The following is a 19,501-nucleotide window of genomic DNA, read 5'->3' on the forward strand; positions in this document are numbered from 1 at the left end:
GTCTTCTATGCGTTCGCAGGGGCATCGGATGATTCGTTGCCCGTATCCGTCGCGGTCAGATCCGAAGAGGGTTGCAAAAAATCAACCACCGCGTTGGCTAACTGGCAAAAATCCCAGGTATCCATTCGGGCAATCTCATCGGCGGTTAATGCCGGAGCGGTAACGCGGGGCAGCAGAATAACCAGCGCGTCATAGTTGGACGTCAGCACGTCATAGGCTTTTAAGCCGCGCAGTGATCCAGCCTGTTTAAGCACGGAAGTGATCGCCACTTCGGTGATTTTGGTCTTACCGCGCGTAATAGGGGCGGTAAGAATAACGGTGTTTTCTTTGGTCTTGCTCATGGTGCCGGGTTTCCTTATAAGCCGATGTTAGCGCGGTGTTTTTCCAGCACATCCACACCGGCAACTTTGTAGATCATGTTGAGCACATCAATTTCGATAATTTCTTCGCTATTGATGGTCAGCTTGTAATAGGTGTTTTTCAGGGTGTACTTATGCGAAGTATCATCCCCAACCTTTGCCGAACCGGGATCCAGTTCAGTGAAGCGGCCACGCGTCTGGATTTCGCACGGTACGGCGTCGCCGGTCGCATCGTCCTGGTAAGAGCCAGCAAAGCGCACCTGCATTCCGTCCGCAGTGGTAACGCCCCATTTTTTCATTAGCCCGGCATCCATGCCGCCCAGCGTGATATCCATATCCAGGGCGCCAGCGTCGAAGCCCAGATCCACCGCAACCGAACCCGGCATACCGCCCGCCTGGTAGTCTTCGGTTTTTTTGGTGAGTTTGGCGGGGGTGATTTCCGGCACCATGCCGAAGTAGTTATCCCCGTCAAAGAACATATTGAAATATTTGAGTTTCTTAGGCAGTGCCATAAGCGCCCCCGGTTAGTTATTCACTGCGCTGGAAAACGTAGCGAAATATTCGTCGGTGAACTCCTGTACCAGGCTGAGATTTTCCAGCGGTGGAACAGGGGTGTAGTTGTACTTAATGGTCAGTTGACCATTGCGCAGGGTTTCCGAGGTATTCGGTTCCGGGTCATACCAGCAGCGGGCGCCCAGCAGCTTGCCAGCCGTCACATATGAGGTCAGCTTCTTATTGATGCCGTCCACAATGTCCTTTACCAGCGACGGGGTAAGCGGTTTATCAACATAGGCGAAATGTGCTTCGGCGACGGTATCCGCAACGATCTGCGCGGTTCGGGTATAGCTTTCGAAGATATACGTTTCCGCGTCGCAGGTACGCGATCCCCAGATGCGGTAGCCGTCCTGCTTGATCAGCGTGGTAACGCCTGCTGCGTTAAGTTCGTCGGCGTCGGTATCGGTGCCCTGCAACGTGAAATAGATATCCCGATCCATCCCCAGCACGTTATTAACGGGCACGTTGGAAATGGTTTTATGCCAGCCCTGCGTTGCGTCGATTTTGGCGCGCATCCCAACCGCATGGGCACCCACGGGCACGGTGGCATTCGCCCCGGCGTTGGTGTCGTAGCAGATGAAATTAGGCCAGATAACCATCATTTCACGCTGGGAGAACTGTTCGCGGTATTCCTTCACTTCGGCGATGCTGTTGCAGCCGTTCGCTGCCACGTAAGCAAACGCGCGCAGCTTTTCGGCAATGACGCCGAGTTGTGCGGCCACCGCTTCCGTATCAAGACCGGGAACAGCCAGCACACGCGGGCGCACGCCTACGCGCATTTCGGCAGACAGCAGCGCGTACATGCCGGTAAAGCGTCCGTTTGCATCGGTGCCGCCAATAACCAGTTGATCCTGTGTCTGTGCGGTGCCGCCTTCTGGCGGTTCGATATTTGCAGCATCAGCAACGCGGATCACAATGGTTTGCGGGCTGGTCTGGTCTGAAATCGCTTTCAGGGTGGTAAACAGGGTGCCGGTTTTACCTGCCTTGCCCAGCATGTTAGCCACGCGGGTGATCAGTACAGGGGTATCCAGCGGGAACGCTGTTTCGTCCGCATCATCAGCGGTGCAGACAACGCCGATCACCGCCGAATCAATGTCGGTGATCATCGTGCTAAGGTCGGTGGTTTCCGTGACGGTTACACCGTGATGGTAGTTAGTGGCCATGTATTTGCCTCGCCAGTTTAATGACTGCGAATATCATTGCGGCAATGGCAGGCTGATGCGATGAATAAGGGTTGTCAGCAACCTGCAACAATGACGGGGCGTTGTTCATGCGCGCGCGCGTGGCGACGATGTACCCCATCATGATGAAGGGGTTGATATGGACACGACAGAAAACCGATATTCGCCGCGCCCGGCGTTCAGTATTGAAATTGAAGGTAATCAGCTTACGGCGCTGGATAACCGGTTGATCTCTCTTTCCCTGACAGATAACCGGGGATTTGAAGCGGACACGCTGGATCTGACTCTGGATGATGCAGACGGGCAGGTAGCATTACCACCACGCGGCGCAAAGATATCGGTGGCGCTGGGCTGGGATAATGATCCATTGGTTTTTAAGGGCGTGTATACGGTTGATGAGATAGGTCATTCAGGCCCGCCTGACCAGCTAACGATCAGTGCCAGAAGCGCAGATTTCCGCGATACCTTCAACGTGAAAAGGGAATATAGCTGGCACGATATTACCGTGGGGGATGTGGTCGCCAGCATTGCCAGTCGCTACGATCTGCGTGCGGGTGTCAGCGAAGAACTGGCGAAGATTGAGATAGACCACGCCGATCAGACGAGTGAATCAGATATCAGCTTCTTAACGCGCATGGCCGAAATGCTGGGCGCGGTGGCAACCATTAAAAACGGTATGCTTCTGTTTATCACGCCGGGCAAGGGAGTGACGCAGAGCGGCAAGCCGCTGCCGGTGATCGAGATAGTCCGGTCAAGCGGTGATAAACATAGCTTTAACGTAGCTGACCGCGACGCGTACACGGGCGTAACGGCATACTGGCTTGATCTCAACTTTGGCAAGAAACCATCCACTACCGTGAAGAAAACAACCCGCAGACGACGAACCAGCCAGGCCAAAAAGAAAGAGCCTGCATCCAGCAAAAAAGAGGGTGATTATCTGGCTGGGGCCGAAGGTAACGTTTTTGTTATACGTAAAACCTTCAAGACAGAAAAGGCGGCGAAGCGTGCCGCTGCGGCTAAATGGCGGGAGTTGCAGCGCGGTGCGGCTACGTTCAGCATCACCCTGGAGCGTGGCCGCGCAGATTTGTACCCGGAACAGCCCGCCAGCGTCTACGGCTTTAAGTCCACGATCGACAGTGGGAACTGGACGATAACGCGGTGCGTTCACGATATTGGCGGGGGAGGGTTTACCACGTCGCTGGAATTGGAAGTAAAAATCGACGACTGGACAGCGGAGAGTGACGATTCAACGTCTTAAGCGTTATACTTGCGTTGATATTAACCAGTCCTGAAAGGAGGCCCGCGTATGGCAATGCGCTGTCCTCGCTGCCGTGCAATAGCAAAAACCAGAACCAGCGTTGAGCTGAGTTTGCTTGTACGGCGCAGCTATCACCAGTGTCAAAATATGTTGTGCGGGTACTGTTTCACCAGCATGACGGAAATAGACGGTTCACTAAATCAGACCCAGCCAGCGCCCGGCGCGATGGTGCCACAAGAAGCTTTTCCACGAAGTCACCACGGCGAAGATCAGTTATCGCTGGCACTCTAAAATAACCCGCCTATATGGCGGGTTAATTTTTATTTATTCAAACAAAATCAACTGATAGGCTTTATGGCGGTTATGTAACCATGTCTATGGAGTCTAGGAAAATGGCATTAGTAAACTGCCCGGAATGCAGTAAAGAAATTAGTGATTCAGCGTTTAAATGTCCGTCTTGCGGCCATCAGGTCAGAAAGCCGAAGCGCTCATTTTTTGGCAAGATCGTTAAGTGGATATTTATCCTGTTTAACATCTTTATGATCTATTGCATTTTTGCCGGGGCTGGCGGCAGTAGTGACGTTATCAATAACGCAGCCTCAGACGCAGAACGGGCCGGAGCCGCAATTGGTACGGGGCTGGGGATGATGATGCTGGGAACCATCTGGGTTATTGGCGATATCATTATCGGAATGTTTGTTTTCTTTACTCGCCCGAAATCATGAAAGGTAATGGTATGAAAAAGATAATCATTGCTATGGCGCTTTGCTCTTCTGCTGTATCAACAGCGTATGCGGTAGAACCAGTTAAAGCCGATATTAACAATGACGCATTAATGAAATGCCAATCCGAGGCAAAAAGTGATGCGCGTTTAGCTTGTTACGATAAGGTTCTTCCACCCAAAGTAGCCGAAGAGGCTAAGCCAGTAGTAGGTGTTGGAAAATGGCAGGTATCCACGAAAACTTCACCCGTGGATGATTCAGAGAATGTTTATGTTAGCCTTTCTGCTAATGATTCTTTCCGGTCGCAGTTTGGGGAATCGATCACACCAAGTCTTTACATCACTTGCCGCGAGAAAAAAACAGAGCTTTTCCTCAATTGGGATACCTATCTTGGGTTGAACGAAACACAGATGTTATCTCGCTTGGATAAACAGAAGGCAAAAACGAAAACATGGGACATATCTAGCGATACCAAATCGGTATTTTATCGCGGCAATGTCATCGAGTTCGTCAAGGCGCTGAGCCAGGCTAACTCAATGTTTACTCAGATCACGCCTTACAATGAAAGTCCCGTGAGTGCGACATTTGATGTTGCTGGTCTGTCAGAGGCATTGAAGCCACTTCAAAAAGCGTGTGGATGGAAGTAATGCGGTGTGCAGCCCCGTAATGCACGGGGCCTTTTTTTGTCGAAGTGTAGTCAAAATGTAGACGAAGATTAGAATAAATCCTTTTATTCCATTGTGTTACTGGCCGGATTTCTTCACCATCCCTGTCTTCCCCCACATGATGTGGGGGTTTTTTTTGCCTTCATTCTAATTTGTTAACCGTTTATTCATCCTTTGACTCCTCACGCTTCCGTTATACTAGCGGCATGACATGACAGGAGTGTTTATGAATCAATCCTATGGAAGGCTGGTAAGCCGGGCCGCCATTGCGGCAACCGTCATGGCCTCTAGCCTGCTACTGATCAAAATCTTTGCCTGGTGGTATACCGGCTCGGTCAGTATTCTGGCGGCGCTGGTAGACTCATTGATGGACATTGCAGCCTCACTGACCAACTTGCTGGTGGTGCGTTACTCGCTGCAACCGGCGGATGAAGAGCACACGTTCGGGCACGGCAAAGCGGAGTCACTGGCCGCGCTGGCGCAAAGCATGTTCATTTCCGGGTCTGCACTGTTCCTGTTTTTAACCGGCATTCAGCATCTCGTCTCGCCGACCCCGATGAACGATCCCGGCGTGGGCGTCGTTGTGACAGTCGTTGCACTTATATGCACACTTGTTCTGGTAACGTTCCAGCGCTGGGTCGTTCGCAAAACGCAAAGTCAGGCAGTACGGGCGGATATGCTTCATTATCAATCTGATGTTATGATGAATGGGGCTATTCTTATTGCGCTCGGTCTGGCCTGGTACGGCTGGCATCGGGCCGATGCGTTGTTCGCGTTAGGGATTGGTATCTATATTTTATATAGTGCCTTACGGATGGGGTATGAAGCGGTGCAATCGCTGCTCGATCGCGCTCTCCCGGACTCAGAACGTAATGAAATTTTTACTATTGTGACCTCCTGGCCTGGCGTCAGCGGTGCTCACGATCTTCGAACGCGGCAGTCAGGGCCGACCCGCTTTATTCAGATTCACATTGAAATGGAAGACAACCTGCCACTGGTTCAGGCTCACGTTATTGCTGAGCAGGTCGAGCAGGCGATTTTGCAGCGTTTTCCTGGTTCAGACGTCATCATTCACCAGGATCCCTGCTCGGTAGTACCTGGACATGTTGGGCTTTCGTAATTCGTTGTAAAAAAGTGAGCCAGGCCAGCATTTTGTGTATAAATTACCGCCATTTGGTCTGACCTGAATCAATTCAGCTGGAAGTGATTGATATACTATTTGCAGTATTCGTTGGTCGATAAGTTTCTTCCGGCAACAGATTTCAATTTTGCATTCCTAAGTTCAGAGGTAGTCATGATTAAGAAAATCGGTGTGTTGACAAGCGGCGGTGATGCGCCGGGCATGAACGCGGCAATTCGTGGGGTTGTCCGTGCAGCGCTGACGGAAGGTCTGGAAGTTTTTGGTATCTATGATGGTTACCTGGGTCTGTACGAAGACCGTATGGTTCAGCTCGACCGTTACAGCGTGTCTGACATGATCAACCGTGGCGGTACCTTCCTTGGGTCTGCACGCTTCCCGGAATTCCGTGATGAACACGTTCGTGAAGTGGCTATCGAGAACATGAAGAAACGTGGTCTGGACGCCCTGGTGGTTATCGGTGGTGACGGCTCTTACATGGGTGCAAAACGTCTGACTGAAATGGGCTTCCCGTGCATCGGTCTGCCAGGCACTATCGACAACGACATCAAAGGCACTGACTACACCATCGGTTACTTCACCGCGCTGGGTACCGTTGTGGAAGCGATTGACCGCCTGCGTGACACCTCTTCTTCTCACCAGCGTATCTCTATCGTTGAAGTGATGGGGCGTTACTGTGGTGACCTGACTCTGGCCGCCGCGATTGCGGGTGGTTGTGAGTTCGTGGTTGTGCCGGAAGTGGAATTCAGCCGTGAAGATCTGGTTGCTGAAATCAAAGCGGGCATCGCGAAAGGTAAAAAACACGCGATTGTTGCCATCACCGAGCACATCTGTGATGTTGACGAACTGGCGAAGTACATCGAAACCGAAACCAAACGCGAAACCCGCGCGACCGTACTGGGTCACATCCAGCGTGGCGGTTCCCCTGGCCCGTACGACCGTATTCTGGCGTCCCGTATGGGGGCATACGCTATTGAACTGCTGCTGCAGGGTCACGGCGGCCGCTGCGTCGGTATTCAGAACGAGCAGTTGGTGCACCATGACATCATCGACGCCATTGAAAACATGAAACGTCCGTTCAAAGGTGACTGGCTGGACTGCGCGAAAAAACTGTACTGATCCCTCAAGCCCTCTCCGTTGCGGAGAGGGCTTTTATTCCTCTAAGTTATAGCCAATCTTTTTTTATTCTTTAATCCTCGATTCGCTTTCTGGCACGCTGCATTCATCAAAACACTACACAAGAGAGCTGGGCGATGAATAAATGGGGCGTGGGTTTAACATTATTGCTGGCATCGACCAGCGTTCTGGCTAAGGACATCCAGTTACTGAACGTGTCATACGACCCGACGCGTGAACTTTACGAGCAGTACAACAAAGCGTTTGCCGCACACTGGAAGCAGCAAACCGGCGACAACGTTGTGGTTCGCCAGTCTCACGGCGGTTCCGGCAAGCAGGCGACGTCTGTGATCAACGGTATTGAAGCCGATGTGGTCACTCTGGCACTGGCTTACGATGTCGACGCCATCGCCGAACGTGGGCGTATAGATAAAAACTGGATCAAACGCCTGCCGGACAACTCCGCGCCTTACACCTCGACCATTGTTTTCCTGGTGCGTAAAGGCAACCCAAAACAAATTCATGACTGGAATGACCTGATCAAACCGGGCGTGTCTGTGATTACTCCGAACCCGAAAAGCTCCGGCGGCGCTCGCTGGAACTACCTGGGGGCGTGGGGTTACGCGCTGCACCACAACAACGGTGACCAGGCTAAAGCTCAGGAATTTGTGAAAGCGCTGTATAAAAACGTTGAGGTGCTGGATTCCGGCGCGCGTGGCGCAACCAACACTTTTGTCGAGCGCGGTATTGGTGATGTGCTGATCGCATGGGAAAACGAAGCCCTGCTGGCCACCAACGAACTGGGTAAAGACAAATTCGAGATTGTGACCCCAAGCGAATCTATCCTCGCGGAACCAACCGTTTCTGTGGTCGACAAAGTGGTAGAGAAGAAAGAGACCAAAGCAGTGGCGGAAGCCTACCTGAAGTATCTCTACTCGCCAGAAGGCCAGGAAATTGCAGCGAAAAACTTCTATCGCCCACGTGACCCGGCGGTTGCGAAGAAATACGAAAACGTCTTCCCGAAACTGAAGCTCTTCACCATTGATGACGAGTTTGGTGGCTGGGCCAAAGCACAGAAAGAGCACTTTTCTAACGGCGGTACCTTCGACCAGATCAGCAAACGCTAAGTATTTCGCAAAGAACGACACGGTGACCCGGTGTGAGAAATCCACCGGGTTTTTTATTTGGTCATCATTTTGCGTTACTCTTTCACTTCAAATGGATACAGGGAACGCGCTGTGAAAAAAATTATCTTATTGATCCTGATTGTCATCGCTCTTGCCGCTGGCGGCGGGTACTGGATGAAAGCGGGTAATCCGGATGCGCTGCGACATATCGTTCTCGACCAGTGTGTGCCGAATCAAATCCAGAACCGTAACCCGGCGCCGTGTGCGCAGGTGAAAACAGATGCAGGTTATGTGGTGTTTAAAGACCGCAATGGACCGCTGCAGTATCTGCTGATGCCAACCTACCGTATCAACGGCACAGAAAGTCCGCTTTTGACCGAGCCTCATACGCCGAATTTTTTCTGGCTGGCGTGGCAGTCACGCAGTTTTATGACCCTGAAGCGGGGAACCGAGGTGCCTGACAGCGCCATTTCACTGACGATTAACTCCCCGACAGGCCGTACGCAGAACCATTTTCATATTCATATCTCCTGCCTGCGCCCGGATGTGCGCGAGAAGCTGAACGCGGCTCAGGGCGAAATTAGCACCCAGTGGCTGCCTCTTCCGGGTGGGCTGGAAGGGCATGAGTATCTTGCCCGTCGGGTAACGGAGAATGAGCTGGTGCAGCGCAGTCCGTTTATGATGTTGGCGGAAGAGCTGCCGGAAGCACGCGACCATATGGGACGCTTTGCGCTGGCGATGGCGCAGCAGTCAGATGGCTCTTTTGTTTTACTGGCAACGGAACGTAACCTGCTTACCCTTAATCGCGCATCGGCTGAGGAACTGCAGGATCATCAATGCACTATCCTGAATTGACCCCACTATAAATCGCGTTTACTCCGGCTGCCTGTCACCGTAGACTTGCTGAAAAAATCTACGGGAGACAGGTATGTCGCTCTGGTTAGCTCACCCTCTACTGCTGCCCTCACTGATCGTTGGCGTCACCATTGTGCTGTGGGCGACGTCGCTATTACCGGAATTTATCACCGCGCTGTTGTTCTTCACGGCCGCGATGACCGCCAGAATCGCCCCGCCGGAGGTGATCTTCGGTGGTTTTGCCTCGTCGGCGTTCTGGCTGGTGTTTAGCGGTTTTGTGCTCGGCGTGGCGATCCGTAAAACCGGCCTGGCGGACAGGGCTGCGCGTGCGCTGTCGGCAAAGCTCACCGACTCCTGGGTGTTGATGGTGGCGAGCGTGGTGCTGCTGAGCTATGCGCTGGCGTTTGTGATGCCGTCGAATATGGGACGTATTGCGCTACTGATGCCTATCGTTGCTGCGATGGCGAAAAGGGCGAGTATCGCAGACGGTTCGCGGGCGTGGTTTGGCCTGGCGCTGGCTGTGGGGTTCGGTACTTTCCAGCTCTCGGCAACTATTTTGCCTGCAAACGTCCCTAACCTGGTGATGAGCGGTGCGGCGGAAGGTTCGTACGGCATCCACCTGAGTTACGTCCCGTATCTGCTGCTGCACACCCCCGTACTGGGCATTCTCAAAGGTCTGATTCTGATTGGCCTGGTCTGCTGGCTCTTTCCCGGTAATCCAAAACCACCGAAGGATCTGGCACCGTCTGAACCGATGGGGCGGGATGAAAAGCGTCTCGCCTGGCTGCTGGCGGTGGTGCTGGGGATGTGGGTGACGGAGAGCTGGCACGGTGTGGGGCCCGCGTGGACGGGGCTTGCGGCCTCCGTCATCGTCATGCTACCGCGCATCGGTTTTATCACCGGAGAAGAGTTTTCTGCGGGGGTGAATATGCGTACCTGTATTTATGTCGCGGGTATTCTTGGTCTGGCGATTGTGGTGACGCAGACCGGGATTGGTGCAGCCGTAGGTGAAGCATTGCTGCGGATAATGCCGCTGGACGCTGATAACCCCTTCACCAGTTTCCTGGCGCTGACCGGTATTACCACCGCGCTCAACTTCATTATGACCGCCAACGGTGTTCCTGCGCTGTATACCACGCTGGCACAGAGTTTTTCCGACGCGACGGGTTTCCCGCTGCTGTCGGTGATCCTGATCCAGGTGTTGGGTTATTCCACACCGCTGCTGCCGTATCAGGCGTCGCCAATTGTGGTGGCGATGGGGCTCGGGAAGGTGCCTGCAAAGGCGGGGATGGTGCTCTGTCTGGCGCTGGCGATAGCGACCTATCTGGTGCTGTTGCCGCTGGATTACTTGTGGTTTAGCGTATTGGGTCGTTTGTAGCGGAGTAAGGCGGGTAAGCGCAAGCGCTACCCGCCACAACAGCATTAAGCCTGTTTAGCCGCTTCTGCTGCTTTAACGATCACCGCGAAAGCGTCAGCCTTCAGGGATGCACCGCCAACCAGCGCGCCATCGATGTCTGGCTGGGTGAACAGCTCAGCAGCGTTGGATGCGTTTACGGAACCGCCGTACTGGATAATGACTTGTTCAGCCACTTTCGCGTCGGCTTTAGCAATGTGGTCGCGGATGAACTTGTGAACTGCCTGAGCCTGCGCAGGGGTTGCTGATTTGCCGGTACCGATCGCCCAGACTGGCTCGTAAGCAATGACCGCGCCTTCGAATGCTGCTGCACCCTGAGTTTTCAGCACTGCGTCGATCTGGCGAGCACACACTTCTTCCGTTTTGCCTGCTTCGTTTTCAGCTTCGGTTTCACCGATGCACAGAACTGGGATCAGACCTTGCTCTTTCAGCACCGCGAATTTCTTCGCGATGAACTCGTCGGATTCTTTGTGATAGGTACGACGCTCAGAGTGGCCGATGATGATGTATTTCGCGCCGATATCTTTCAGCATTTCAGCGGAGGTTTCACCGGTGAATGCGCCAGACAGGTTAACGTCAACGTTCTGTGCACCCAGAATGATGTGGCTGCCGTCAGCGGCGTGTTTAGCCAGATCCAGGTACATATCCGGCGGAGCGATAGCAACCGCACAGCCCGTCACGCCAGCCAGCTCTTTACGCAGGTTCGCAACCAGTTCGTTTACCATGTGGCGGCTGCCGTTCAGTTTCCAGTTACCCATCACTAAAGGATGTCGCATTTCAATTCTCCACGCTAAATAAGCGAATTAAGGAATATGGCCACCCTGTCGGGCAGCATGGTCTGTGAATCAGTATAGAGATTTTCCCTCGAAAGGCTTTGCTTTTTGTCATTAATTCGCCCCTCCGAGTGTGTCAGATAGTGCCAGCTTAATCGGTTCAACTGCGAAGGTCAGTCCTTTTTCGCCGTTGTCTGCGACAACATAGCGAATCGCACCTTCGGTATCGGCGTAGTAGCGCTTGTTTTTACCGGCGGCGAGGAGTTTTTGCAGCTTTTGCTGGCTTTGCTTTTTCGTCAGTGCCGGGGTAAAGGCCTGTAACACCGCGCTCATATACTCCAGCGCCTTCGCCTTCGCAGCTTTCTGCTCTGGCCCCTGAATTGGCAGCCAGGTGATTTGCATGCTTTTGATTTTTAGCGTGCCGCGTTCCAGCGCCGTTGAGGCATACAAGTTCTCGTTAATCTTGCTTGCCGCACGGGTCAGCGTAGGGGTATCGCGAGAACCATCAATGGCGCGAAATTCATCCAGCGGCAGCGTTGGGTTGGCCTGATTGAAGGCTTCACGAAACTGGCTGATGGACTGATCGAAAGACGGGGAGCCCGCAAGCAGATACGGCGCCGTTGTCGGGGCGGTGGTTTCGGCTGCATGCAGGGGAAAGCCCGCGATAAGCAGCGTTAAACACAGGAAAAGAGAACGCGCCGAAATTTTCATCAACATTGCCCCTGGCCGTAAGTGCTCATGATTAAAACGATATCTGGTCGGCTTGTCAAAAGGTCACAACTCCAGGGTAAAATGCGCGCTATACGATAATAAGGAACCTTACATGACCATACAGCAGTGGCTGTTTTCATTCAAAGGGCGTATTGGACGCCGTGATTTCTGGATCTGGATGGTGACGTGGGTTGTCGCCATGCTGCTTCTGTTTTTTGTTGCTTACAACGCGTGGCTGAGTACGCAAACGGCGGCCTTTGCGCTGGTCTGTCTGCTATGGCCAACAGCGGCCGTGGTGGTAAAACGTTTGCACGATCGCGGGCGTTCCGGGGCGTGGGCATTTCTGATTATTCTGGCGTGGATGCTGGTGGCAGGGAACTGGGCGATGCTTCCGTCCATTCTTCCCTGGGTCGTCGGCAGGCTGCTACCGTCAGTTATCTTCGTGATGATGATTGTCGATCTGGGCGCGTTTATTGGCACCCAGAGCGAAAACAAATACGGTAAAGACACCCTTGAGGTGAAGTACCGCTGATTACCAGTAGTGTTCGGCGGTCATATGGCCCGGCCGGCGGCGAAGATGTTTCGTCATCTGCCGGGTATCTTTCAGAAGTTGTTGCGTGTCACGAACCATCTGCGGATTACCGCACAGCATGACGTGGCTGGTTTCCGCCGTCATCGGCAAACCCACTGCCTTTTCCAGAATTCCACTTTCAATTAATGCCGGCACACGGCCCGTCAGCGCACCTTCTGCCGTTTCACGACTGACCACCGTTTGAATTTTGAGCTTACCGTCATACTTCTGTTCCAGATCGCGCATTTGCGGCAAATAGCTTAAGTCTGCAGCGTAGCGCGCGGCATGAACCAGCACGATGTTTTTAAAGCGTTCAAGGTCTTTGCCATATTGCAAAATGGAGAGATACGGACCGATGGCCGTACCGGTTGCCAGCATCCATAGCGTGTCACAATCAGGAATTTCGTCGAGCACAAAGAAGCCGGCAGCGTCACTCACAATTTGCACATCATCACCGGGCTTAAGAGCGGCGAGACGCGGGCTGAGTTTGCCGTCCGGAACCGTGACCAGATAGAACTCGAGATCCGGGTTATCTGGCGCGTTAACGTAAGAGTAAGCGCGCTGTACGCGTTCACCGTCGACATCCAGCCCCAGCTTCGCAAATTGCCCGGCCGTAAACGGGTGAACGGGAGCATGCAGGGTGAGACTAAATAGCGTATCGGTCCAGAACTGTATCTTTGTGACTTTACCTGTTACCCAGTCCGCCATGATCTTCTCCTGTGCTGTTTCTCTGGTCTATCTTCCTGTCTTGTCGTGAAGATTTCCAGCCCATTTGGGCCGGAAAGCTCTATCGATCAAACGGTTTTACAGAATGTGCGTCTGTACGTCCGGGTCTTTACGGTCGAGATAGTGGATAGACTGAATGCGACGAATGGTGCGTGATTTACCGCGGATCAGCAGCGTTTCAGTGGTTGCCATGTTGCCCTTACGGGTAATGCCGTCCAGCAGATCGCCTTTCGTGATGCCGGTCGCCGAGAAGATAACATTATCGCTGCGGGCCATTTCGTCCAGAGCGAGAACTTTATGAGCTTCGATGCCCATTGCTTCGCAGCGTGCCAGCTCCTCTTCGCCAATCCGACGGTTCTCTTCGCTGTCGCCTTTGACATCATGACGTGGCAGCAGGCGCGCCTGCATGTCGCCGTCCAGGGCGCGGATCACTGCTGCGGATACGACTCCTTCCGGCGCGCCACCGATGCCATAAAGCACATCGACTTCGCTGTCCGGCATACAGGTCAGAATCGAGGCCGCAACGTCACCATCCGGAATGGCAAACACGCGCACACCGAGTTTTTGCATCTGCGCAATCGTGGCATCGTGGCGCGGTTTCGCCAGAATGGTGACGGTCAGCTCGCTGAGCGGTTTACCCAATGCTTTGGCGATATTATGCAGGTTCTCTTCCAGCGGCAGACTGAGGTCGATTGCGCCTTTGGCACCCGGGCCGACAATCAGTTTTTCCATGTACATATCTGGCGCGTTGAGGAAGCAGCCTTTATCGCCCACTGCCAGCACCGCAAGGGCGTTGGCCTGACCCATTGCCGTCATGCGCGTGCCTTCGATCGGATCGACGGCGATATCTACGGCATCGCCTTTGCCGGTGCCGACTTTCTCACCAATGTAGAGCATTGGCGCTTCGTCGATCTCGCCTTCGCCGATCACGATGGTGCCGTCGATGTTGACCTGGTTAAGGACGATGCGCATGGCATGGACAGCCGCACCGTCTGCGGTATTTTTGTCGCCACGACCCAGCCATTTATAGCCTGCGAGGGCGGCCGCTTCGGTGACGCGGGAAAACTCGATAGCAAGTTCACGTTTCATGAGGTACTCGTGCAATCAAAAGGAATTGCACGAAGTTTATCACAGAGTGGGGAGACGAGTTCCCTCTCCCCTGTGGGGAGAGGGTTAGGGTGAGGGGAATTACTCTTCGTGATCTTCCCATGCCAGGGCGCGTTTCACCGCTTTTTTCCAGCCGCTGTAGCGGAAGTTACGTTCGGTGGTTTCAATACCTGGGCGGAATTCGCGTTCGATCACCGCTTTTTCCTGCAGCTCGTCCAGGTTCTGCCAGAAACCTACTGCCAGACCGGCGAGGTACGCCGCACCCAGCGCCGTGACTTCACGCACTTCAGGGCGTTCAACGCGGGTACCCAGAATGTCCGACTGGAACTGCATCAGGAAGTTGTTCGCGACTGCACCGCCGTCCACGCGCAGGGCGTGCAGACGAATACCGGAGTCAGCCTGCATCGCTTCCAGCACGTCGCGCGTCTGGTAGGCGATGGATTCCAGCGTGGCGCGGATAATGTGGTTAGAGTTCACACCACGCGTCAGACCGAAAATCGCGCCGCGTGCATACGGGTCCCAGTACGGTGCGCCCAGACCGGTGAATGCAGGCACCACGTATACGCCGTTGGTGTCTTTCACTTTGGTCGCGAAGTACTCGGAGTCGAACGCATCGCTGATCAGTTTCATCTCATCACGCAGCCACTGAATAGACGCACCCGCCATGAACACTGCACCTTCCAGCGCGTAGTTCACTTCGCCGCGTGGGCCGCAGGCAATGGTGGTCAGCAGGCCGTTTTCTGATTTCACCGCTTTCTCGCCGGTGTTCATCAGCATGAAGCAGCCAGTGCCATAGGTGTTCTTCGCCATCCCTTCCTTGACGCACAGCTGGCCGAACAGCGCCGCCTGCTGGTCACCCGCGATACCGGCGATAGGAATACGCGTACCGCCTTTACCGCCGATGTTGGTCTGGCCGTATACCTCAGAAGACTTGCGTACTTCAGGCAGCATCGCGCGTGGGATATCCAGCGCGTCCAGCATCTTGTCATCCCACTCCAGGGTGTTGATGTTGAACAACATGGTACGTGAGGCGTTGGTATAGTCGGTGACGTGGACACGTCCCTGGGTCATCTTCCAGATAAGCCAGGTATCGACGGTACCGAACAGCAGCTCGCCACGTTTTGCACGCTCGCGCGACCCTTCCACGTGGTCGAGGATCCACTTCACCTTGGTACCGGAGAAATACGGGTCAACAACCAGACCGGTGGCGCTGCGCACATACTCTTCCATGCCATCGCGCTTCAGCTGTTCGCAGATTTCTGATGTGCGGCGGCACTGCCAGACGATGGCGTTGTAAATAGGTTTACCAGTTTCGCGCTCCCAGACAATCGTCGTTTCACGCTGGTTAGTAATACCAATCGCGGCAATCTCGTCGGAACTGATATCGGCTTTCGCCAGTACTTCGACCAGCGTGGAGCTTTGTGATGCCCAGATCTCCATCGGGTCGTGCTCTACCCAGCCTGGACGAGGATAAATTTGCTCAAATTCGCGCTGTGACACGCTGACGATGTTCGCGTCATGATCCATTACGACAGCGCGGGAGCTGGTAGTGCCCTGGTCGAGCGCAACGATATATTTTTTTTCGGTCATGGTATGTGTCCCGTAGTCAGATTACAGCGAAGCTTTTTGTTGTGCGGTAGAAGTCGTTTCCTTCTCCTCTTCCACACAGGTGTCGCACGGTAAGTGGCGACCAATTAATTTGCGGTAGCTAAATGCACCCAGCGCAGCCCCGACAACCGGCGCAAACAGCGGAACCAGGAAGTAAGGAATGTCTTTGCCACCGGTGAAGGCGACGTCGCCCCAGCCTGCGATAAAGGCGAACGCTTTTGGTCCGATATCACGTGCCGGGTTCATCGCAAACCCAGTCAGCGGGCCCATTGATGCGCCAATCACCGCAATCAGCAGGCCAATCAGCAGGGGTGCCAGCGGGCCGCGCGGAATGCCGTTTCCGTCGTCAGTCAGCGCCAGGATAACGCCCATCAGGATAGCGGTAATCACCATTTCAACTGCGAACGCCTGCACAAAATTGATATGCGGGTTAGGGTAGGTTGAGAAGATGCCTGCCAGGTCCAGACTTTCGACACTGCCGCGCACCATATGATGCGTCTGTTCGAAGTCGATGAAAAGATTGTAATAAAGCCCGTAAACTAACGCCGCTGCGCAAAACGCGCCGGCAAACTGAGAAAGAATGAAAGGAACAACTTTGCGTCCGTCGAAGCACGCGAACAGCCACAGTGCGATAGTCACCGCCGGGTTAAGATGTGCACCAGAAACACCTGCAGTCAGGTAGATGGCCATCGCCACGCCCAGACCCCAGATAATACTGATTTCCCACTGACCAAAACTGGCACCCGCCACTTTCAGTGCAGCGACACAGCCCACTCCGAAGAATATCAACAACCCGGTACCAAGGAACTCGGCAATGCACTGGCCTTTTAAGGTTGATGTCTGACTCATAATCGGAATCCTGAAGAAATTGATGTTTATTGTTAGCATGGCCGCCCGTGACAGCCACGATGCCCTGTAGACATAGTGTTAATTTATCGTTAACGAGCAAAAACGAGAAATATCGAAATCAAAATGTGTGGTCTTCGTCATAAAATGAGCGTTTTCGCGCCATAAAGCACATTTTTGCATCAGTGGCGGAATGTGAGCTGAATCATTTCATTAACGAATGAGTTAACAATTTAGGGTGATATGACGCGAACGCACCAGGACCAGACCTAAAAGTGTTGCAAACCGCGATCTGCGCGGTGTGTCGCTGGACACAGAGCGCCGTGCTCCATACAATCGACGGTATATGTCGTGCGCGTTTACGTTAAAGCGTCGCCTTGCAATTCAGGAGAGGTAGCATCATGTCTTTAGAAGTGTTTGAGAAACTGGAATCGAAAGTACAGCAGGCGATTGACACCATCACCCTGCTGCAGATGGAAATTGAAGAGCTGAAAGAGAAGAACAACAGCCTGGCGCAGGAAGTTCAGAACGCTCAGCACGGCCGCGAAGAACTGGAGCGCGAAAACAACCAACTGCGCGAACAGCAGAACGGTTGGCAGGATCGCCTGCAGGCGCTGCTGGGACGAATGGAAGAAGTCTGATTCCCATTGGAATGAACTGAACAGGCCGGGTAAGGCGATGCCGCTACCCGGCTTTTTTTATGCCAATTATAAAAAAGGCCGCCAGAGGCGGCCTTAACGCTACTTGTCCTGCGCTGTCATAGCAAAAGCAACGAACACATTCGGTTCATCACTCTTTACAACGAGTACGCTGGCGACAATGAACGCGATACATAAATAGCGTTTCATTATGCGGTCCCTGCAGCTAACCGCTCCACCGTTCATCACCGGTGAGAAGTCGGTGGACACAAGCCCGGTTAAAGGTTGCTTTACGGTTGTGAATACACCTTTCCCTGGACCGATGCCCATGTGCGAGATGGCGGAAAGGGACGATGCATCATAATGAGCAGCAGCAGCGTAGTTAAGGCCTTCAGAGGAGATTAGGAATTTATAAAGGGTCGACGGGGGTTACCAGAGGGATGAACCAGGGTAAGATAAAAATCCTGGTTAAAGGTTGCAAGATAACCCAACGGACCGCGAATCCCGAGGGACAAAAAAACCGCCACATTGCTGTTGGCGGTTTTTTTATGGCCCACGCTTACGGTTTTATTACTCGATATCCAGCGGATCTTCGGAAAGGATTATGCCGGTGTTATCGGCGTACAGATGGTCACCGGAGAAGAAGGTCACGCCGCCGAAGTTAACGCGCACATCGCTTTCACCAATGCCTTCACCCGCTGCACCAACCGGAATGGCGGCAATGGCCTGAATACCAATATCCAGATCTTCAAGATCGTCCACCTGGCGCACGGAACCGTAAACCACAATCCCTTCCCACTCGTTTTGCACGGCAAGGCGAGCCAGCTCAGCATCAATAAGCGCGCGACGCACGGAACCCCCGCCGTCAACTAACAGAACGCGGCCACGGCCATTCTGTTCGAGCAGATCGTACAGCAACCCGTTGTCCTCGAAACATTTCACCGTGACGATTTGTCCGCCAAACGACGACCGCCCACCAAAGTTGGAGAACAGCGGTTCAACGACGTTGACATCTTCCTGGTAGATGTCACAAAGCTCGGAGGTATCGTATTTCATAGGTTTAACGCTCAGTTGCTGCGAATGTGTTCAGTATATCGTGCGAAATGCGTTGTTGGCAAAATCATCAATTGTTAATTGATATTTGTCAGCTAACGAAGCGTCTGGCTTAAAACAATCCCGATGACGAACAACAGGTTAGTCAGAAGCGCGCCTTTTACCGTGCGTTCCAGCATTGGTGGCATGGCTGTAGGGCTCAGTTCGCGCATGACAAATCGCGCCTGCTTAATCAGCAGCGGTGCGGCAAGTACAAACAGCCAGCCCCATACGCTGTGCAGCGAGATCAGGTTAAACAGTGCCAGGCAGACCAGCGCACCCATCAGCAGGCAGGCGTGGTAGCGGCGCGCGTTAACCGGACCCAGACGTACCGCCAGCGTGTTCTTACCGTTCTCACGATCGCTGTCGATATCGCGCAGGTTGTTGATGTTGAGCACCGCCGTTGCCAGCAGTCCGCAGGCGGTTGCAGGCAGGAACAACGCAGGGATAAGGGTATGCGCCTGTAAGTACCAGCTTCCCATCACGCTCAACCAGCCGAAGAACACCAGCACGGAAATATCACCCAGACCAATATAACCATAAGGACGCGTGCCGACGGTGTAGGTGATGGCCGCGACGATGGCCAATAAACCTAACACCAGGAAGCCAATAAAATCGCTGGTGGTTTTAGACGCCACCGTCACCAGTGCCAGACCCGATAAACAAATCAGCACCACGGTGATAATCAATGCGCGTTTCATCTGCGCCTGAGTAATCACCCCTTTCTGCATCCCGCGCAGTGGCCCGATACGGTCAGGTTTATCGCTGCCTTTTACCGCGTCACCGTAATCGTTGGCGAGATTGGAGAGAATTTGCAGCAGACCGGCGGTAATCAATGCCAGTGCCGCGACCAGCGGGTCAAAATAACCTTGCCACCAGGCAAGAGCCGTACCGACGACAATCGCAGCAAAGGCCAGAGGAAGTGTTTTAGGGCGCAGACTTTCGAGCCACGCCTGAGTACGGCTGATATCAGTCATAGTTATTTAGCCAATAAAAATGGGGGCATTAGCCCCCATTAAACGTGATGAGAATCCAGTAA

22 protein-coding genes are annotated in these 19,501 nt (G+C 53.5%); 11 read left to right on the forward strand and 11 right to left on the reverse strand.

Going from position 1 to position 19,501, the window contains the following annotated elements:
• Positions 1–5 precede the first annotated feature (5 nt).
• The 3 genes from AC0XWG_RS07865 to AC0XWG_RS07875 are packed head-to-tail and all read right to left on the reverse strand — an operon-like array spanning position 6 to position 2,077.
• Positions 6–341: a hypothetical protein gene (locus AC0XWG_RS07865; protein ID WP_000047593.1), complete on the reverse strand. Its 336-nt coding sequence runs from the start codon at positions 339–341 to the stop codon at positions 6–8.
• 14 nt (positions 342–355) lie between these two features.
• Complete coding sequence (locus AC0XWG_RS07870; RefSeq protein ID WP_001207579.1) at positions 356–871, reverse strand: phage major tail tube protein; 516 nt, start codon at positions 869–871, stop codon at positions 356–358.
• A gap of 12 nt (positions 872–883) precedes the next feature.
• Positions 884–2,077 carry a phage tail sheath subtilisin-like domain-containing protein gene (locus AC0XWG_RS07875; RefSeq protein ID WP_023063444.1) on the reverse strand — a complete coding sequence of 398 codons (1,194 nt, stop codon included), beginning with the start codon at positions 2,075–2,077 and terminating at the stop codon, positions 884–886.
• Positions 2,078–2,234: 157 nt separating this feature from the next.
• On the opposite strand from AC0XWG_RS07875, the gene AC0XWG_RS07880 reads away from it, so the two are divergent.
• The 9 genes from AC0XWG_RS07880 to AC0XWG_RS07920 all read left to right on the forward strand — a co-directional run bounded on the left by AC0XWG_RS07880 (position 2,235) and on the right by AC0XWG_RS07920 (position 10,354).
• Positions 2,235–3,353 carry a phage late control D family protein gene (locus tag AC0XWG_RS07880; protein WP_475680516.1) on the forward strand — a complete coding sequence of 373 codons (1,119 nt, stop codon included), beginning with the start codon at positions 2,235–2,237 and terminating at the stop codon, positions 3,351–3,353.
• A 54-nt stretch (positions 3,354–3,407) separates the two neighbouring features.
• Complete coding sequence (locus AC0XWG_RS07885; protein WP_223814694.1) at positions 3,408–3,644, forward strand: Ogr/Delta-like zinc finger protein; 237 nt, start codon at positions 3,408–3,410, stop codon at positions 3,642–3,644.
• 101 nt (positions 3,645–3,745) lie between these two features.
• Positions 3,746–4,078 carry a TFIIB-type zinc ribbon-containing protein gene (locus AC0XWG_RS07890; protein WP_001229865.1) on the forward strand — a complete coding sequence of 111 codons (333 nt, stop codon included), beginning with the start codon at positions 3,746–3,748 and terminating at the stop codon, positions 4,076–4,078.
• Between the two features lie 11 nt (positions 4,079–4,089).
• A complete protein-coding gene (locus tag AC0XWG_RS07895) occupies positions 4,090–4,722 on the forward strand; it encodes a type VI secretion system-associated protein TagO (protein WP_000720167.1) in 633 nt (210 codons plus the stop codon).
• Positions 4,723–4,966: 244 nt separating this feature from the next.
• Complete coding sequence (fieF, locus tag AC0XWG_RS07900) at positions 4,967–5,860, forward strand: CDF family cation-efflux transporter FieF (protein WP_028018124.1); 894 nt, start codon at positions 4,967–4,969, stop codon at positions 5,858–5,860.
• 174 nt (positions 5,861–6,034) lie between these two features.
• Positions 6,035–6,997 carry a 6-phosphofructokinase gene (gene pfkA, locus AC0XWG_RS07905; protein WP_028018123.1) on the forward strand — a complete coding sequence of 321 codons (963 nt, stop codon included), beginning with the start codon at positions 6,035–6,037 and terminating at the stop codon, positions 6,995–6,997.
• Positions 6,998–7,131: 134 nt separating this feature from the next.
• A complete protein-coding gene (locus tag AC0XWG_RS07910; RefSeq protein ID WP_134708693.1) occupies positions 7,132–8,121 on the forward strand; it encodes a sulfate ABC transporter substrate-binding protein in 990 nt (329 codons plus the stop codon).
• A 111-nt stretch (positions 8,122–8,232) separates the two neighbouring features.
• Positions 8,233–8,976, forward strand: a complete 744-nt coding sequence (locus AC0XWG_RS07915; RefSeq protein WP_028018121.1) for a CDP-diacylglycerol diphosphatase — start codon at positions 8,233–8,235, stop codon at positions 8,974–8,976.
• A 73-nt stretch (positions 8,977–9,049) separates the two neighbouring features.
• Positions 9,050–10,354: an SLC13 family permease gene (locus tag AC0XWG_RS07920; protein WP_475680517.1), complete on the forward strand. Its 1,305-nt coding sequence runs from the start codon at positions 9,050–9,052 to the stop codon at positions 10,352–10,354.
• Positions 10,355–10,398: 44 nt separating this feature from the next.
• Here the strand turns inward: AC0XWG_RS07920 and tpiA are convergent, their stop codons facing one another.
• Entirely contained in the window at positions 10,399–11,166 is a 768-nt protein-coding gene (gene tpiA / locus AC0XWG_RS07925) for a triose-phosphate isomerase (protein WP_014172206.1), read from the reverse strand.
• Positions 11,167–11,277: 111 nt separating this feature from the next.
• Complete coding sequence (locus tag AC0XWG_RS07930) at positions 11,278–11,874, reverse strand: DUF1454 family protein (RefSeq protein WP_028018118.1); 597 nt, start codon at positions 11,872–11,874, stop codon at positions 11,278–11,280.
• A gap of 112 nt (positions 11,875–11,986) precedes the next feature.
• Here AC0XWG_RS07930 and AC0XWG_RS07935 point away from each other — a divergent pair, with 112 nt between their 5' ends.
• Entirely contained in the window at positions 11,987–12,406 is a 420-nt protein-coding gene (locus AC0XWG_RS07935; RefSeq protein WP_023309691.1) for a DUF805 domain-containing protein, read from the forward strand.
• On the opposite strand, the gene fpr is transcribed toward AC0XWG_RS07935, so the two are convergent.
• From fpr to AC0XWG_RS07955, 4 genes are all read right to left on the reverse strand, one after another.
• Positions 12,407–13,153 (reverse strand): ferredoxin--NADP(+) reductase, encoded by a 747-nt coding sequence (gene fpr / locus AC0XWG_RS07940; RefSeq protein ID WP_128348437.1) that lies wholly within the window; start codon positions 13,151–13,153, stop codon positions 12,407–12,409.
• Between the two features lie 96 nt (positions 13,154–13,249).
• On the reverse strand, positions 13,250–14,260 hold the full coding sequence (gene glpX / locus AC0XWG_RS07945) for a class II fructose-bisphosphatase (protein WP_028018116.1): 1,011 nt from the start codon (positions 14,258–14,260) through the stop codon (positions 13,250–13,252).
• A 99-nt stretch (positions 14,261–14,359) separates the two neighbouring features.
• Entirely contained in the window at positions 14,360–15,868 is a 1,509-nt protein-coding gene (glpK, locus tag AC0XWG_RS07950; RefSeq protein ID WP_028018115.1) for a glycerol kinase GlpK, read from the reverse strand.
• A gap of 21 nt (positions 15,869–15,889) precedes the next feature.
• The gene (locus tag AC0XWG_RS07955; protein WP_014885705.1) at positions 15,890–16,735 is read right to left on the reverse strand and encodes an MIP/aquaporin family protein; all 846 of its coding nucleotides are present in this window, start codon (positions 16,733–16,735) and stop codon (positions 15,890–15,892) included.
• A gap of 398 nt (positions 16,736–17,133) precedes the next feature.
• On the opposite strand from AC0XWG_RS07955, the gene zapB reads away from it, so the two are divergent.
• Positions 17,134–17,373, forward strand: a complete 240-nt coding sequence (gene zapB / locus AC0XWG_RS07960; protein ID WP_010436935.1) for a septal ring assembly protein ZapB — start codon at positions 17,134–17,136, stop codon at positions 17,371–17,373.
• A gap of 567 nt (positions 17,374–17,940) precedes the next feature.
• Here the strand turns inward: zapB and rraA are convergent.
• Entirely contained in the window at positions 17,941–18,426 is a 486-nt protein-coding gene (rraA, locus tag AC0XWG_RS07965; protein WP_014172197.1) for a ribonuclease E activity regulator RraA, read from the reverse strand.
• Positions 18,427–18,518: 92 nt separating this feature from the next.
• Complete coding sequence (menA, locus tag AC0XWG_RS07970; protein ID WP_152546600.1) at positions 18,519–19,445, reverse strand: 1,4-dihydroxy-2-naphthoate polyprenyltransferase; 927 nt, start codon at positions 19,443–19,445, stop codon at positions 18,519–18,521.
• Positions 19,446–19,501 lie beyond the last annotated feature (56 nt).

It is taken from the genome of Enterobacter sp. DVT3837 (assembly GCF_056238685.1).

Coding starts and splice junctions, on each gene's coding strand:
- AC0XWG_RS07865 (WP_000047593.1), bottom strand. CDS start 341: ATGAGCAAGACCAAAGAAAACACCGTTATTCTTACCGCCCCTATTACG.
- AC0XWG_RS07870 (WP_001207579.1), bottom strand. CDS start 871: ATGGCACTGCCTAAGAAACTCAAATATTTCAATATGTTCTTTGACGGG.
- AC0XWG_RS07875 (WP_023063444.1), bottom strand. CDS start 2,077: ATGGCCACTAACTACCATCACGGTGTAACCGTCACGGAAACCACCGAC.
- AC0XWG_RS07880 (WP_475680516.1), top strand. CDS start 2,235: ATGGACACGACAGAAAACCGATATTCGCCGCGCCCGGCGTTCAGTATT.
- AC0XWG_RS07885 (WP_223814694.1), top strand. CDS start 3,408: ATGCGCTGTCCTCGCTGCCGTGCAATAGCAAAAACCAGAACCAGCGTT.
- AC0XWG_RS07890 (WP_001229865.1), top strand. CDS start 3,746: ATGGCATTAGTAAACTGCCCGGAATGCAGTAAAGAAATTAGTGATTCA.
- AC0XWG_RS07895 (WP_000720167.1), top strand. CDS start 4,090: ATGAAAAAGATAATCATTGCTATGGCGCTTTGCTCTTCTGCTGTATCA.
- fieF (WP_028018124.1), top strand. CDS start 4,967: ATGAATCAATCCTATGGAAGGCTGGTAAGCCGGGCCGCCATTGCGGCA.
- pfkA (WP_028018123.1), top strand. CDS start 6,035: ATGATTAAGAAAATCGGTGTGTTGACAAGCGGCGGTGATGCGCCGGGC.
- AC0XWG_RS07910 (WP_134708693.1), top strand. CDS start 7,132: ATGAATAAATGGGGCGTGGGTTTAACATTATTGCTGGCATCGACCAGC.
- AC0XWG_RS07920 (WP_475680517.1), top strand. CDS start 9,050: ATGTCGCTCTGGTTAGCTCACCCTCTACTGCTGCCCTCACTGATCGTT.
- tpiA (WP_014172206.1), bottom strand. CDS start 11,166: ATGCGACATCCTTTAGTGATGGGTAACTGGAAACTGAACGGCAGCCGC.
- AC0XWG_RS07930 (WP_028018118.1), bottom strand. CDS start 11,874: ATGAAAATTTCGGCGCGTTCTCTTTTCCTGTGTTTAACGCTGCTTATC.
- AC0XWG_RS07935 (WP_023309691.1), top strand. CDS start 11,987: ATGACCATACAGCAGTGGCTGTTTTCATTCAAAGGGCGTATTGGACGC.
- fpr (WP_128348437.1), bottom strand. CDS start 13,153: ATGGCGGACTGGGTAACAGGTAAAGTCACAAAGATACAGTTCTGGACC.
- glpX (WP_028018116.1), bottom strand. CDS start 14,260: ATGAAACGTGAACTTGCTATCGAGTTTTCCCGCGTCACCGAAGCGGCC.
- glpK (WP_028018115.1), bottom strand. CDS start 15,868: ATGACCGAAAAAAAATATATCGTTGCGCTCGACCAGGGCACTACCAGC.
- AC0XWG_RS07955 (WP_014885705.1), bottom strand. CDS start 16,735: ATGAGTCAGACATCAACCTTAAAAGGCCAGTGCATTGCCGAGTTCCTT.
- zapB (WP_010436935.1), top strand. CDS start 17,134: ATGTCTTTAGAAGTGTTTGAGAAACTGGAATCGAAAGTACAGCAGGCG.
- rraA (WP_014172197.1), bottom strand. CDS start 18,426: ATGAAATACGATACCTCCGAGCTTTGTGACATCTACCAGGAAGATGTC.